The 14727-nt window shown below is 35.9% G+C and carries 12 protein-coding genes and 3 riboswitches; of the genes, 3 read left to right on the top strand and 9 right to left on the bottom strand.

Annotation, left to right across the window (positions count from 1 at the left end):
• Nucleotides 1-23: 23 nt before the first annotated feature.
• The 3 genes from ACKI3H_RS02995 to ACKI3H_RS02985 form a co-directional block, all read right to left on the bottom strand.
• Nucleotides 24-731 carry a DsbA family protein gene (locus ACKI3H_RS02995; protein ID WP_407370799.1) on the bottom strand — a complete coding sequence of 236 codons (708 nt, stop codon included), beginning with the start codon at nt 729-731 and terminating at the stop codon, nt 24-26.
• A gap of 170 nt (nt 732-901) precedes the next feature.
• Nucleotides 902-2251, bottom strand: coding sequence for a TrkH family potassium uptake protein (locus ACKI3H_RS02990; RefSeq protein WP_407370798.1), 1350 nt, complete (start codon nt 2249-2251; stop codon nt 902-904).
• A gap of 4 nt (nt 2252-2255) precedes the next feature.
• Nucleotides 2256-2912, bottom strand: a complete 657-nt coding sequence (locus tag ACKI3H_RS02985) for a potassium channel family protein (protein WP_407370797.1) — start codon at nt 2910-2912, stop codon at nt 2256-2258.
• Nucleotides 2913-3322: 410 nt separating this feature from the next.
• On the opposite strand from ACKI3H_RS02985, the gene ACKI3H_RS02980 reads away from it, so the two are divergent.
• Complete coding sequence (locus ACKI3H_RS02980; protein ID WP_407370796.1) at nt 3323-4765, top strand: hypothetical protein; 1443 nt, start codon at nt 3323-3325, stop codon at nt 4763-4765.
• Between the two features lie 109 nt (nt 4766-4874).
• On the opposite strand, the gene ACKI3H_RS02975 is transcribed toward ACKI3H_RS02980, so the two are convergent.
• From ACKI3H_RS02975 to ACKI3H_RS02950, 6 genes are all read right to left on the bottom strand, one after another.
• Nucleotides 4875-5540, bottom strand: coding sequence for an HAD family hydrolase (locus ACKI3H_RS02975; RefSeq protein WP_407370795.1), 666 nt, complete (start codon nt 5538-5540; stop codon nt 4875-4877).
• A gap of 9 nt (nt 5541-5549) precedes the next feature.
• A complete protein-coding gene (ribE, locus tag ACKI3H_RS02970; RefSeq protein ID WP_407370794.1) occupies nt 5550-6011 on the bottom strand; it encodes a 6,7-dimethyl-8-ribityllumazine synthase in 462 nt (153 codons plus the stop codon).
• A gap of 48 nt (nt 6012-6059) precedes the next feature.
• Entirely contained in the window at nt 6060-7253 is a 1194-nt protein-coding gene (locus ACKI3H_RS02965; RefSeq protein ID WP_407370793.1) for a bifunctional 3,4-dihydroxy-2-butanone-4-phosphate synthase/GTP cyclohydrolase II, read from the bottom strand.
• Nucleotides 7254-7271: 18 nt separating this feature from the next.
• Nucleotides 7272-7925, bottom strand: coding sequence for a riboflavin synthase (locus tag ACKI3H_RS02960; RefSeq protein WP_341046495.1), 654 nt, complete (start codon nt 7923-7925; stop codon nt 7272-7274).
• 27 nt (nt 7926-7952) lie between these two features.
• Nucleotides 7953-9026, bottom strand: coding sequence for a bifunctional diaminohydroxyphosphoribosylaminopyrimidine deaminase/5-amino-6-(5-phosphoribosylamino)uracil reductase RibD (gene ribD, locus ACKI3H_RS02955; RefSeq protein ID WP_407370862.1), 1074 nt, complete (start codon nt 9024-9026; stop codon nt 7953-7955).
• 140 nt (nt 9027-9166) lie between these two features.
• Nucleotides 9167-9282, bottom strand: a riboswitch (FMN riboswitch).
• Nucleotides 9283-9435: 153 nt separating this feature from the next.
• Nucleotides 9436-9550: riboswitch (FMN riboswitch) on the bottom strand.
• A 154-nt stretch (nt 9551-9704) separates the two neighbouring features.
• Nucleotides 9705-9819, bottom strand: a riboswitch (FMN riboswitch).
• Between the two features lie 345 nt (nt 9820-10164).
• Nucleotides 10165-10995 (bottom strand): MerR family transcriptional regulator, encoded by an 831-nt coding sequence (locus ACKI3H_RS02950; protein ID WP_407370792.1) that lies wholly within the window; start codon nt 10993-10995, stop codon nt 10165-10167.
• A gap of 162 nt (nt 10996-11157) precedes the next feature.
• Between ACKI3H_RS02950 and ACKI3H_RS02945 the strand changes: the two genes are divergently transcribed.
• Both ACKI3H_RS02945 and ACKI3H_RS02940 read left to right on the top strand, forming a co-directional pair.
• A complete protein-coding gene (locus tag ACKI3H_RS02945) occupies nt 11158-12906 on the top strand; it encodes an ABC transporter ATP-binding protein (RefSeq protein WP_407370791.1) in 1749 nt (582 codons plus the stop codon).
• Nucleotides 12899-14713 (top strand): ABC transporter ATP-binding protein, encoded by a 1815-nt coding sequence (locus ACKI3H_RS02940; protein WP_407370790.1) that lies wholly within the window; start codon nt 12899-12901, stop codon nt 14711-14713. The genes ACKI3H_RS02945 and ACKI3H_RS02940 overlap by 8 nt, the downstream gene beginning before the upstream one ends.
• The last annotated feature ends 14 nt before the right edge of the window (nt 14714-14727 follow it).

Raw genomic sequence — 14727 nt, 5'->3', positions numbered from 1 at the left:
ACTTTTTAATGTTAAAAAATTTGTTAGTCACAGACCCATTTGCCATCTATCATGTTACAAGCTGCAGCATCTGTTCCCATTAAGGTTAAACCTTTTAGTTGAAATCCTTCTTCTTTAGCAATTTGTTCAATAGTCTGTTCGATCACTTCTTGCGGTTGTGCTCCGCTGATTAAATATTTTTGGTTCACCACTATAGCAGGAGCTCCTTGGATACCATAGTCTTGCACTCGTTGTAAATCTTCCATTACAGCTTGCTCCGTTTCTGGATTCTCAAATTGAGTTTTCCAAGCATCAAAATCAATAGAAGTTTGTTTCACAACACTTTCGATAACCTTCGTATCTGAAATATCTCTGTTTTTTACAAATAAAGCTTGTTGCAAATCATCAAAAACAGCCCAATAGGCTTCTTGATTCGCGATCATCCCCGCAGCTTTTGCGGCTTTTAAACCATTCTTAGATGTTGGAAATAAGAAATCGTGTTCTTTCATCCCATCAATGTTGAAGCGATGCTCTTCATCATTCTGATTAGCCGATTCCCAATGATGGATCACTTCAGGTTTTACTGCTTCATGAGAACCAAATTGTTGGATAAACTGTTCTTTCTCCCACCCTAAAGCAAATGAACGATGAATAATTTCTAATTTTGGATACTTTTTAGCTACTTTTCTCATACGATAAGACATTGGAAAACAAAAACTGCAGATGACATCATGAAAAAATTCTACTTGCATTTCAACACTCCTATTCGTATTTCACTATTTTTCATTTACAATAATTTATTTTAAAAATTGATTGAGAGTTATTTTGTTTAATTGCTGCAACTTCAGAAAGCTTTTTTAACATTCAAAACTGTTTCAAAATCAATATATCTTTTAGAATAAACGCTGATAGGAACTTAATGCTACCCTATAAAGACATCTTCTTGAGGGTAACGCAATAAAGAATTTTCTTTTCTAGCTATCAATATAGAAGCAATCGTAACAGGACCGAGACGTCCAACGAACATGACAATCATGATAATAAATTTACCTATTGTTGATAGTTCCGATGTTAATCCAGCTGAAAGCCCTACTGTTCCAAATGCTGAAACAACTTCAAAAACAATAGCAATAAATGATCCATTTTCAGTTATCGTTAAAATAAAAATCGCTACAAAAACCAATAAAAAACTTATCATGGTTAGAGTAAAAGCTCTCAAAACAGCATTACTTTTTATCCTTCGCCCAAACAAAGACACTTCTTCTCCACCTTTTAAAATTGTAATTGTTGTTAAAAGTAAAATAATAAAAGTGCTTAGCTTGATTCCACTACTAGTTGAAGCACTTCCTGCCCCAATAAACATCAGTAGCAAAGTTAGCAGCATGGCGGGTACTGTCAGTGCAGTTATATCAATAGAATTAAAACCAGCTGTTCTAGGAGTCAAACCTTGAAAATAAGCACCCCATACTTTATCTCCAAATGATAAATTACCTAAAGTTTGAGGATTGGAATATTCTAAAATAAAAATTGAAAGGATTGCAATCACATTTATAACTAATGTACCTACGATCATAACTTTTGAGTGAAGAGTTAATGTCTTAAATTTTTTCTTATTCCACACATCTAAAAGAACTGTAAATCCTATTCCTCCTAAAATGAACATGCTTGTAATGGTTAAATTAACTACAGGGTCTCCTACATAGTTGGATAAATTATCTGTCCATAGAGAAAACCCAGCATTGTTAAAGGCTGCAACAGTATGGAATAGACTATAAAAGGCACCCTTAGAAAATCCAAACTCTGGAATCCATTTGATGGACAAGAGAATAAATCCAACTAGTTCAATACTGAAAGAAAAAACTAATAAATACCGAACCAATCGAATAATTCCTCCTGAAGAATCTTGGTTTAATGATGCTTTAAGAAGATTTCTTTGTTGCATGCCAATTTTTCGTCTGAAAATGAAAAAAATGAAAACTGCAGATGTCATCAGACCTAATCCACCAAGTTGCATAAGGAACATAATAACCGTTTGTCCAAATAGCGTAAAAGCTGTACCAGTATCAACTACGATTAATCCTGTAACTGTTACTGCAGAAGTAGCAGTAAATAACGTATCTATCCATGAAATTGTTTGCGTAGTCGCAATAGGTAATTTTAATAATACAGTACCAACTAAAATAAGAATAAAAAAACTTGTAACGACTGTTATCAAAGGATTTAAACGACTAGTAGATTGTTTTAAATACCTTTTCAAAATAACCTTGTTCATCAATCTACAATCCTTTCTCTTCGAAACGTTTTATATCATCGTTTTTTCCCATAACGACAATCATATCGCCTTCGTGTAATTTATCTTCTGCTGAAGGTGATATATTTACCTTCTCTCCATTTTTTATGGCTAAAATAGTACAGCCATATTTCACTCTGATATCTAAATCATTAAGTGTTTTATTCGCTAATCTTTTGGAAATGTCTAATTCTGATATACTATACTCTTCAGAAAGTTCTATATACTCTTGAAGCTTTCCGGATTGCATTTGATTAGCAACTCTAATTCCCATATCGTATTCTGGTTGTATGACTCTATCTGCACCAATCTTCGCAAGTACTTTCTTATGATTAGCATCTTGAGCCTTTACCCATACATTTTTCACTCCCATTTCTTTTAATAATAGGGTACACATAATACTAGCTTGCATGTTGTCTCCTATGGCGACTACAGCATAATCAAAGTTTCCAACTCCAAGTGACTTCAGAACTTCTTCACGGGAAGCATCCGCTATAACAGCTTTTTCACTATAGTTTAAAACTGCATTTACTTTTTCTTCCTTTATATCTATCGCTAAAACTTGATGACCCAAACGATGCAACTCTTTACAGACACTTCCTCCAAATCTTGCTAATCCAATGACTACAAATTCTTTTTTCATAATTCAACTCCTGACTCAACTCCATAAAATCATGGGAACGAATAGCTTTTTATTTTTAATGATAGTTGAAAAAATTACGACATTTTTTAAAGGAAAAATCTTGTAATTCATTATGTATGTTTGTAAATTTGGTTACGCTAGTATCTGCAAATATAGGATTGTTCTTTATACATCATAATAGTGTGCACTTTATCATAATTCAAGTGATTTCTATAAACTCCTTATTTTGCCAAGTATAATTTTTACTTTATCTTTACTAACTGGCTGTAGTCCTATTTTATTTTATTGTATACTGTTCTATAGACGAATAATCTATTGGTATTGTTCTTTTAATCGTTTACTGCACTTATTTGGTCACTTATAGCTCATTACCGCAGAAATTAAACTACACAACTGGAGATGGAATTTACTTGAAGAACAAGAATTATAAATTAAAAGCGTTTATTTTTAATCCTGTAACAGTAGCGATATACGCTATAGGATGTTATTACTTATGTTCACTTGCTCAAGACGGCGGAGTTGCTCAAAAAGCTCCCATTATCCTCATTATTTTTCTTAGTCTATTTGTTTGGGTTGGCTGGGGCTTTTATTGGTACATATGGAAAACCAATAAAAAGCAATCCACTTCTTCCCGTTCCATAAAACGCAGCAAGTTTCTTTTTCTGTTCAGTGTGAATTCGTTTCTTTTGATCACAGTTGCAGCTGGAATAAGCCTTTATCAAAGTGGGACCAATTCCCAAGGACGATTAGCCTTTGTGATTCAAGATTACTTGCAGTCTAGTGATGTTACATTTGCTCATAATAATGTTTACGAAGATGGTTTAAATGGATTGATTGAAGATCTTGAAACAAACTATGATTTGCCAGGAGAATTGTATGTTAGTAATCAGGTCGAATTGACTTTTAATAAACAAGGTGACATTACTACTTTATACAGCTTTTTGTATGGCTTAAATGAAGATGGCGAGACGGAAAGCTTTTTGATTGATTATGACAGTTCAAAAAGTGATGACCTCAATTTGACCTTGAACGGAAATGTCAATCCAACTTTTGAGAAAACGATGAGACTTCAACCATTGCTAGATGCAGTAAAAAATCTTCCGATAAAAGACACTGTGAAAAATTGGGATGAAGAAACCCTTGGTATCTATTATGCGGGTTCTCGTAGTTGGGGATACAATACTGAAGGCGTCTTTTATTTTGATGAAAAAGGCGATACTTTTCCAATTGAAACAGCCTTCAATGAAATTGTTGGCTACACGATTTCTGTTTATACTCCAAATAACAACATGATTGCACCGGTACGTTTTGTTGACTATTCACCAACCGTATCTCCTGCAGAAATTGGAGACGTTCCAACAGATCAAAATATGAATGATAGCGAAACTTATTTTTTAACTGAACAACTTGGTTATCAACTATTTGTAGTAGATGCTGCGTTAGGCTCACGTTTCTATACCTTGAACAAAACCACAGATGGTGGAAATACTTGGGACGTCTTCAATGCTGATCCATTTGTAGGTCAACTAGGGGTTTCATCGGGAATAACTTTTATGGATAAAAATCTTGGTTTCATTGGTTTATCCCGCAGTGGAGGCAGTTATGCGGATCTTTATTTGACGACCGATGGCGGTATCACTTTTGAACCAGTAGAGTTGCCCATAATCGAAGTTCCTTTAACCGATTCTGAGAAGTACGCTCCTTTCGATTTTCCGGAAATGCCCTATAAAGAAAGTGACAGTCTGTTTATCCAAGTGGGTCAAGGACAAGACGGCGATTATAACGGCGGCAGCAAAGCCTTGTATCAATCCAAAAACAACGGCAAGACTTGGGCGTTTGTTGGAGAGGTTTAGTAAAATTCACCTTATAAAAAAGATAGCCTTCAGTTTGTTTAGAACAAACTGGAGGCTATCTTTTTTCTCACTTGCGTAAAAAGCAACTATCTTATTCAAGTTTTCCTATCTAAAGAATGTCTTGCAATTCTTGGATATCATTTATCCTTAGATCTGATTGTTGCAGTTCTTCTTCTGACCCAAATCCATAATTACACCCTATGCTAACTAGATTATGGTAGTGACCAATTTCAAAATCCTGTATGCGATCGCCTACAATAAGAAAATCTTCTTTATACTGTTTTTCAATTAATTCAAAGATCTTGTATTTGGCAATATACTCAAATGTTTCTGTGCAATACATCTCTTCAAAGTACTGATTTAACTGGAAAGCTTGCCGATGTGCATTCATATATTTTTCACTACAATTACTTAAAAAGGTAAGTTGGTATCCTTTATCTTTTAAGTAAGCTAACGTTTCCAAAGCTCCCGTATAAAGAGATGCTTCTTTTGCGAGAACTTTTTCCAGCAATGTTTCTCCTATGATTTTTGAAGCAGTAGCTTGGTATTCAGCATCTAAATTAGGCATGAAATTTTCCCACATGTCTTTACTGCTATACCCTAACCATTTAGTGATTTCTTCATCTTTCCAATCTTTTGGGACAGCTTTTTTATTCTCGATCAAATAGTTATACGCCATTTTGAAAGCAGCAATATAGTTTTCCGTACTGTCATGTAGTGTCCCATCGTAATCAAAAATAATGGTTTGAATGTTCTTTAGTCTTGTTTCATCCATGATCCTACCTTACATGCCTTTCAATAAATTAGCCATTTCAATCGCTGAAACTGCAGATTCATACCCTTTATTTCCAGCTTTCGTACCGGCACGTTCAATAGCTTGCTCAATATTATCTGTCGTTAAGACCCCAAACATTACGGGTACACCTGTGTTCATGGCAGCTGAAGCTACGCCTTTTGAAACTTCAGAACAGACGTAATCGTAGTGCGATGTAGACCCTTTAATGACTGCCCCTAAAGTAATAATAGCATCATACTTTCCTGAAGCTGCCATTTTTTGTGCAACTAATGGAATTTCATAAGCTCCTGGAACCCACGCAACTGTGATTTCTTCCTCTAGCATGCCGTGTCTTTTTAATCCGTCAACAGCCCCACTTAATAATTTTGATCCTATAAACTCATTAAATCGTGCAATCACAATACCCACTTTTAAGTCTGTTGCAATTAATTGTCCTTCGAATACGTTCATTTTAATTCCTCCATTTATGGTATTTTTTTATCATGCGCTGTTCTTTTCTCAATAATTCAAATAATGATGCATTTTTTCTTGCTTGGTCTTTAGATAGCCTTTATCTTCAGCAAAAGCTTCCATTTGAAGTGAAATTCTTTCTACAATATCCAAACCGTATTTATCCATGCTCTCCACCTTCAGTGGATTATTAGTCATCAGGCGTAGATGAGAAACACCCAAGTCATCAAAAATTTGTTTGCATTCATAGTATTCTCGTAGATCAGCTGGAAAACCAAGCATCAAGTTAGCTTCAATTGTATCGTGTCCTTGATCTTGTAATGCATAAGCTCTTATTTTATTGACTAATCCAATTCCACGTCCTTCTTGACGCATGTAAACTAAAACCCCGCGTCCTTCATCTGCAATATGTTTCATTGCTGCATCCAATTGTTGACCGCAATCGCATTTTTTTGAACCAAATACATCACCTGTCAAACATTCCGAATGGATACGACATAGTACTGGTTCCCCATCACTGACTTCACCCATAACCAAAGCGACATGGTGTTCCCCAGTTACCGCATGTTCATAGGCATAGATTTCAAAATCTCCATATTTGGTAGGTAACAGTGCTTTAGATTCGCGGAAAATAACTTGTTCTTGGGTTTTTCGATACTCAATTAAATCGGCAATTGTACCGATTTTTAAATCATGATCATCAGCTAAAACCAATAAATCGTCTCTTCTTGCCATCGATCCATCTTCATTCATGATTTCACAACATAGCCCCACTGGTTGCAGACCTGCTAAACGCATCAAGTCAACCGTTGCTTCTGTATGTCCATTTCGAGCCAGCACACCCCCGTCAACAGCTTCTAACGGGAACATATGCCCTGGTCTTCTAAAGTCTTCCGCTTTTGCATCATCGCTCACCAATTTCATAGCGGTCAATGACCGTTCACCAGCTGAAATACCCGTTGTCGTTTCCACATGATCCACTGAAATGGTAAAAGCTGTCCCATGATTATCTGTACTGTTTAGACTCATTTGTGGCAATGCGAACTTCTTTGTATAGCTTTTAGGCATAGGCATACAAATTAGACCTTTGGCATAACTAGCCATAAAGTTCACATTTTCTGTAGTAGCAAATTCAGCCGCACAAATAATGTCTCCTTCATTTTCTCTGTCTTCATCATCTACCAATAAAATGTTTTTCCCAGCTCTTAAATCAGCAAGTAACTCTTCAATTGTATTAAACATATGTCTCTCCATTCTGTTCTAAAAGAACCCGTTATCTTTCAAAAATTCTGTCGTTACTTGACTCTCTTGAACTGGCAATTTCGAATCCAAACCTAATAATTTTTCAACATATTTTCCGATCATATCGCATTCAAGATTTACAGCATCTCCTGGTTGCTTATGCAATAGAACGGTCTCTTCACCGGTATGAGGAATGACAGAAACCTTGAACGATTGATTATCAACCGTCACAACTGTCAAACTAACGCCATCAATCGCTATAGAACCTTTCTCAATAATGTAACGCAATAATTTAGGACTTGTTTCAACCGTGATCCAAACGGCATTATCCTCACGCTTCATTTCTCTTATCTTTCCCGTTCCATCGATATGGCCACTAACCATATGGCCACCAAGACGTGTTTCCAAACTTAGTGCTCGTTCCATATTGACATAACTTCCAGGCGTCAATTCCCCTATGTTCGTTCTTATCAAAGATTCAGACATGACGTCCGCTTCAAAAGAATCATTTTCTATTTTTGTTACTGTCAAACAGATGCCATTTGTCGAGATGCTATCCCCGATACGAGTCCCTTGCAATACTTTTTTTCCCTTTATCTTCAATATTGAAGATTTTTCACCTCGTTTGATTGATTGAATCGTTCCCATTTCCTCAATAATTCCTGTAAACATGCTTTTCCTCCAATCGATTGTTTCTCTTTATTTAACAATATAGCCTTCCACAAACAGATCTTCTCCAACCATCACAGGCGTCATTCGATCAATTTGAAACGCATTTTTTAATAATTGGATACCTGCCCCTTCTACAGCGGTTTTAGCCTCTTTTCCTCCAATTATTTTTGGCGCAATATAGGACTGTATTTTGTCCACGATCCCTTCTTCTAAAGCCGAGAAATTCAAATTTGCACCGCCTTCCAGTAAGATACTATCGATTCCTTTAGCTCCTATTACCTTCATTAATTCTCGTAAATCAACTCTTTCACATTTTTCTTTAGTCACAATCACTTCAATACCCATCTGCTTTAACGTATCTAATTTTTCATTATTGGCTCTTTTCGTGGTAGCCACAATTGTCTTCGCTTTATCTTGTTGGGTTAATACCTTTGAGGCGATTGGGATTCTTAGCTGACTATCGACAACAATTCTAATAGGATTACGGCTGTTTAGTGTTCTAGAAGTTAGTTGTGGGTCATCCTTGATAATCGTTTCTATACCGACCATAATTCCAGCTAATTCATGGCGCAGAGAATGGACTTGTTTTCTAGATGACTCACCAGAAATCCATTGAGATTCGCCTGTCACTGTAGCGATTTTTCCATCTAGAGACATCGCATTTTTCATAACCACAAATGGCTCTTTCGTGACAATGTATTTTATAAAGATCTCATTCAATTTTTGACTCTCTTCTTCTAGTACACCAGTCACTACTTCAATTCCATTGTTACGAAGCCTTTCGATTCCTTTTCCAGCAACTAGTGGGTTTGGATCGAGTGTTCCCACGACTACTCGTTTAATGTTCTTGTCTATCAGTAAGTCTGAACAAGGAGGTGTTTTTCCAAAATGAGAACAAGGTTCTAACGTGACATATAATGTTGCCCCAGTCACATCTTCTTTGGCTGATGCAATAGCATTTACTTCCGCATGGGGCTGTCCATATTTTTGATGATAGCCTTGCCCAATAATTCTTCCACCTTTTACAATGACCGCTCCAACTAAAGGATTAGGAGTTGTCCACCCTTTACCCTTTCTTGCCAAGTCCAGTGCCATCCTCATGTATACTTCATCCAATCCTCTCACTCCATTCAAATTAAAAAAGCCCTAAGAATCTACTCTCAGGGCTTTCGTCATTTTTTTACAAGGCTCAACAAATAACTCCGAATACTCTTTACTCGGTTACTGTTGATTTTTGTAAACTTTGTCTTCGCTTTATCCAGACTATCACTGTCGGCTTCGGAATCTAACCGAATCTGCCTTACGGCTCGTGGGCTTTACCACCGGTAGGGACTTGCACCCTGCCCTGAAGACTATTCAATTTTTACTTTTCTACACAAAAAAGCCCCAGACTTTTATATCCAGGGCTTCGACTTATAGTTAAATAAGACTTTCTTATAATTGCTTCACAAATTCAAGATTGTTCTATATCTAAAAAAAGACTATAGCTACCTTAACTTCTCTGCAATTACTTTGTCTTCGCTTTATCCAGACTATACTGTCGGCTTCGGAATCTAACCGAATCTGCCTTACGGCTCGTGGGCTTTACCACCGGTAGGGACTTGCACCCTGCCCTGAAGACTATTTAATTTTTACTTTTCTACACAAAAAAGCCCTCAGATTTTTATATCCAGGGCTTCGACTTATAGCTAAATAAGACTAGTTAATAGTTGCTTCACAAATTCATGACTGCTATCTATCCAAAAAAAGACTATAGCTATCTTAATTTCTCTGCAATTACTTTGTCTTCGCTTTATCCAGACTATACTGTCGGCTTCGGAATCTAACCGAATCTGCCTTGCGGCTCGTGGGCTTTACCACCGGTAGGGACTTGCACCCTGCCCTGAAGACTAATTTACTTTTATAATGTAAGAATATATTTAAATACAAGCGATGTCAATATCTTTTTAAAACTGCCTTACTACCTTCATGATAATACAAATCTTGATAGGTTAAATTAACTAGGTAGATTTCTTCAGTTGTTTTTATAGAAAGTTATCGTTGAGTAAAATCCGGACACAAGCATCCATTGAGTACCATACAGATTACTTAGCAAGAAACTTCCAGTAGGTAAACAAATATTGAGTACCTTATAAGTTGAATAAAAAGAAACGTAGGGTTTATATGTACAACCTTCTTAACCAAAATCGATTCAAAACAGATTCTATCTTTTGACAGATATTAAACCAGTGAACGGTTGCTAATCTACCGTTTCAGAGTTACTCTCATTTTTATTTTTCACTTTAATCATGACCTTAACTAAATACTTTTCTGGATTTTTTTCTGCCACTTCATCGATGATGTATTCTTCATAGGCATCCCCATCAATCTCATAATCCTTTTCTGCTAGACCATCTAACATTTTCTGATACAGTTTTCCTGTTTTATTGTAATCACAATAATCGTACATAACTGCATAAGATCCTTCAGGTTTTATACTTACCTGATTTTTATCTTCAGTCGATTTATTGATATAGAAATAACTAAGATTTGAAAACTCACCCATGGCCAATTTGTTTTTTTCAATAATCGCTCCTATCGGAAAACCTTGGACAATCTGTTGCTGGTCAATAAGTGAATAGAAATCGATAAGGGCTTCATTGTAATGTTGATTTATTTTTTTCCCCATTAGTATTGGCTTTTTTTCTTGCCAGATAAAGGTAAGTTTTCCTACAGTGGTTACGTCTGCCAATTTTGTTAACTCTATTCTTTTTTCTAACATCTCTTTGTATTGCTGTAACGTACTAATTTTTTTATCAATCTGTTTTTGTTCTTCTTGAAATAAGGACACCATTTTTTCTGGAGTTCGTTCTTGCATATAAATTTTTATTTCTTTGATTGACTTCCCTAACTCTCTTAAAATATAGATCACACTAATGGTATCTAATTGTTTTTCTTCATACATTCGATACCCTTTATCTGTGACTGTTTTAGGCGAGAACAACTCGATTTTGTCATAATAAATAAGGGTCTTTCGACTGATTCCAGATAAAGCTGAAAACTGACTAATGGTTAAATATTCCTTTTCCATATGATTCCTCTCTTCCCGTCCACAGTTTTTGAAAATAAAACTTGACTGTATAGTAGCTATACAGATTATACTGCTATTATTCGCTTATTTCAAAGCATTGTGCTTGCTCCTATGCTATTTGAAGTAAGTTTATATGAATAACTAAAAGGAGACAGGAACAATATGCATTTATTTTTTACATTTCTAAAGAAAAACAAACTGCTTGTTCTCGTTACAAGTAGCTTAATTTTACTTCAATCCGTAGCAACTCTATTTATTCCTTATTTAATTGCTCAACTCATTGATAAAGGCATTTTAGAAAAAAATACCAACGTCGTTTCTTCTATTGGAATTCAGATGTTGCTTACTATTCTTGTAGGAGCCATTGTCGGGGTACTTGGAAGTTACTACACTTCTGAAATTGCTTCACGTTTTGGAAAAGAAACCCGTAAAAAGTTATTTAGAAAAATACAAGATTTGTCACTAAACGACACGAATAAAATTGGTGTGGCCTCTTTAGTCACAAGAACGTCTAGTGATGTTGTCAATATTCAAGAGGTGACGTTATCTCTTTTTCAAATGGTTTTGCCGAGTCCATTTATGGCAGTCATTTCTATAGTATTGGCTTATCGGATTTCCCCTATTATGACGGTCATTCCACTTGTATCCATTCTTATTTTTATCGGTGTCATTACTGCCGTGATGTTTAAATCTACTCGCTTGATCAATAATATTCAGAAAAAGATGGATAAAATGACGATGCTTGTTAGACAATTTTTTAAAGGAGTAAAAATTATTCGTGCATTTGATAATGCTGAATATGAAAAAAATAAAGTGGATAGTAGTTTTAGTGATTTTGCAGCAAATATGATTCGAATCAATAAGTACTTTGCCTTTCTAACACCTGTTGCTTTTAGTCTGAACGCCCTTACGATGATTCCTATTATTTGGGTGGGTAGTTCCTTGGTTGCAGAAAATAGCATTCAAGTAGGGTCAATCACTGCCGTTATCGGGTACTCAGTCATCACAATGTCTTCATTTATCATGACCGCTTTGATCATGTTTAACATACCTAGAGCCATCGCATCATTAAATAGACTTCAGGAAGTACTGACACTTCAACCAGAAGTGGAAGATGACAGTCTGTTGAACGAAAAAGTAGATGTTACTGTACAGCCTGCTTTGTCCTTTGAGAACGTAACGTTTCAGTACCAAGGCGCTGACAAATCAGTCCTGGAAGACCTAGATTTTTCGATCAACACGGGTGAAGTCTTGGCTATCGTTGGTGGAACGGGATCCGGTAAAAGTACGATTGCTAAAATCCTTTTGCGGTTCAATGACATTCAAAAGGGTCGAATTTTGATACACGGTACAGATATCAGTAAACTTTCTCAAAAGGACCTTCGTTCATTGATCAGCTACGTCCCACAACGAGCATTTTTATTTAGTGGAACCATTCAGGATAATATTTTAGATGGGAATAAAGAAGCTACGGTTGACGAAATGAGACATGCAGCTCAGGTTGCTCAGGCCTTACCGTTTATAGAAGAACAGGATCAGCAATTTAATGCCTTGGTAGCTCAAGGGGGAACCAATTTTTCTGGAGGACAAAAACAACGTTTGGCAATCGCACGTGCACTGATAAAGAAATCTCAGATTTATGTATTTGACGATAGTTTTTCAGCACTGGATTATAAAACAGATGCGAAACTAAGAGCCGCTTTAAAACCAGAATTGAAAGACGCGGTAACGTTAATCATTGCCCAAAGAATCAGCACGATCATTGATGCTGATCAAATCATCGTCTTAAATGAAGGTAAAATTGTGGGTAAAGGAACCCATTCAGAATTAATTGAAAAAAATCCTGTCTATCAAGAATTAGCTAAATCTCAAAATATGCTGTCTAAAAGCGAGGTGAAAGAAAATGTCTAAAAAAGAACAAGTGCATTTAGAAGAAATAGACTCAGAAAAACCAAAAAATCTAAAAAAAGCCGTTCATTATTTTTTCGAACTGCTAATGCTTCAAAAAAAGAAAACCATTCCAGCTATTCTTTCAAACATCATTGGCACATTAGCCTATGTTGCGATTCCTTTAGTTACAGCACAAGCTATTGATGGACTAATTGAAGCTGTAAGATCACCAGGTGCTTCAATGATGGAAAGTATTCGATCAGCGATTATGGGACCTCTTTTAATCTTATTAATCATTGCTGGAATTATATTTATTTGTAATTACTTTCAGGAATATTTAATTGCCTCTGTCAGCGAAGATGCCAGTCTAACCTTACGAAAGAAAATAACAGCTAAACTAAATAAATTGCCTTTAAATTTTTATGATCAAACACAAGTAGGCGATCTATTAAGTCGAACGACAGCCGATGCAGATAAAGTAGCGAACTTTATTATCATGAGTTTTAATCAGTTTATTAGTTCAATCATCATTGTCATTGTTGGGTTGAGTCTAATGATTTATGTTAGCGGCCGCTTATCCTTGATTATTATTTGTATGATCCTGGTCAATATTATCGTCACGAAAGTCATTTCTAAAAAGAATCAAACGTTATTTGGCGACAATATGTATACCTTAGGAAAATTAAGTGGCGCTACGGAGGAATACTATTCCGGAAACACGATTATTAAAGCTTTTAATAAACAAGAAGAAGTCATTCAAAAAGCCGATCAATTAATCGACGAACAATATAAAGCACATAAAAAGGCCCAATTTGTTAACTTTGCAATCTACCCTATCATGAGAAGCATTACTCAATTGGCGTATATCAGCAGTGCCTTAATGGGGGCTACTTTAGCCATCCAAGGAACGCTAACAATCGGATTGCTTCAAGCTTTTCTACAATATGTTAATCAAATTTCAGACCCTATTACAGAAGCTTCATATGTTGTAAATATGCTTCAAGGTTGTTTAGCAGCCATTGAACGGATTTATGAAGTTTTGGATGAAGAAAATGAAGTTCCAGATATCCAAAAGGCTAATGTGATTGATAATCCACTTGGTCAAATCGAATTTTCGCATGTCAGTTTTGGCTACAACAAAAATCAATTGATCATGAAAGACGTTAACTTTATTGCAGAACCCAAAAAGACGATTGCTATTGTAGGTCCTACGGGTGCTGGGAAAACAACACTTGTAAACTTATTGATGCGGTTCTATGAAATTAATAGTGGGTCTATTTTATTTGACGGGATAGACACGAACACCCTAACCAGACATGATCTAAGAAAACAGTTTGGTATGGTGTTGCAAGATACGTGGTTGTTTGAAGGAACCATTGCTGAAAATATTAGCTATGGAAAGAAAGACGCTACTCGAGAAGAAGTGATTGCTGCAGCTAAAAAAGCGCAGTGTGACTCGTTTATCCAAACATTACCAGAAGGTTATGACACAATTATTTCAAGTGAAAACAATATGATCTCACAAGGACAACAACAATTGTTAACCATTGCTCGGACCATATTATCAGATCCGAAAGTCATGATCTTAGATGAGGCCACTTCAAGTATCGATACTAAAACGGAAATTAAAATCCAACAAGCAATCGATCATCTTATGTTGGACAGAACCAGCTTTGTGATTGCCCATCGATTGTCGACAATTAAAAATGCAGATCTCATTTTAGTTATGGACAAAGGGAATATTATTGAAACTGGAAGCCACCATGAATTATTGGAAAAAGACGGCTTCTATGCTGATCTTTATCAAAGCCAATTCCAATCAGCATAAGTCTACTAGAATTA

The organism is Carnobacterium sp., from assembly GCF_045617425.1.
In the GTDB taxonomy this organism is placed as follows: Bacteria; Bacillota; Bacilli; order Lactobacillales; family Carnobacteriaceae; genus Carnobacterium_B.
The sequence above is the reverse complement of the archived record's forward strand: the minus strand, read 5'-3'. Positions and strand labels throughout refer to the sequence as shown.

Coding starts and splice junctions, on each gene's coding strand:
- ACKI3H_RS02995 (WP_407370799.1), bottom strand. CDS start 731: ATGCAAGTAGAATTTTTTCATGATGTCATCTGCAGTTTTTGTTTTCCA.
- ACKI3H_RS02990 (WP_407370798.1), bottom strand. CDS start 2,251: ATGAACAAGGTTATTTTGAAAAGGTATTTAAAACAATCTACTAGTCGT.
- ACKI3H_RS02985 (WP_407370797.1), bottom strand. CDS start 2,912: ATGAAAAAAGAATTTGTAGTCATTGGATTAGCAAGATTTGGAGGAAGT.
- ACKI3H_RS02975 (WP_407370795.1), bottom strand. CDS start 5,540: ATGGATGAAACAAGACTAAAGAACATTCAAACCATTATTTTTGATTAC.
- ribE (WP_407370794.1), bottom strand. CDS start 6,011: ATGAACGTATTCGAAGGACAATTAATTGCAACAGACTTAAAAGTGGGT.
- ACKI3H_RS02965 (WP_407370793.1), bottom strand. CDS start 7,253: ATGTTTAATACAATTGAAGAGTTACTTGCTGATTTAAGAGCTGGGAAA.
- ACKI3H_RS02960 (WP_341046495.1), bottom strand. CDS start 7,925: ATGTTTACAGGAATTATTGAGGAAATGGGAACGATTCAATCAATCAAA.
- ribD (WP_407370862.1), bottom strand. CDS start 9,026: ATGAGGATGGCACTGGACTTGGCAAGAAAGGGTAAAGGGTGGACAACT.
- ACKI3H_RS02950 (WP_407370792.1), bottom strand. CDS start 10,995: ATGGAAAAGGAATATTTAACCATTAGTCAGTTTTCAGCTTTATCTGGA.
- ACKI3H_RS02945 (WP_407370791.1), top strand. CDS start 11,158: ATGCATTTATTTTTTACATTTCTAAAGAAAAACAAACTGCTTGTTCTC.
- ACKI3H_RS02940 (WP_407370790.1), top strand. CDS start 12,899: ATGTCTAAAAAAGAACAAGTGCATTTAGAAGAAATAGACTCAGAAAAA.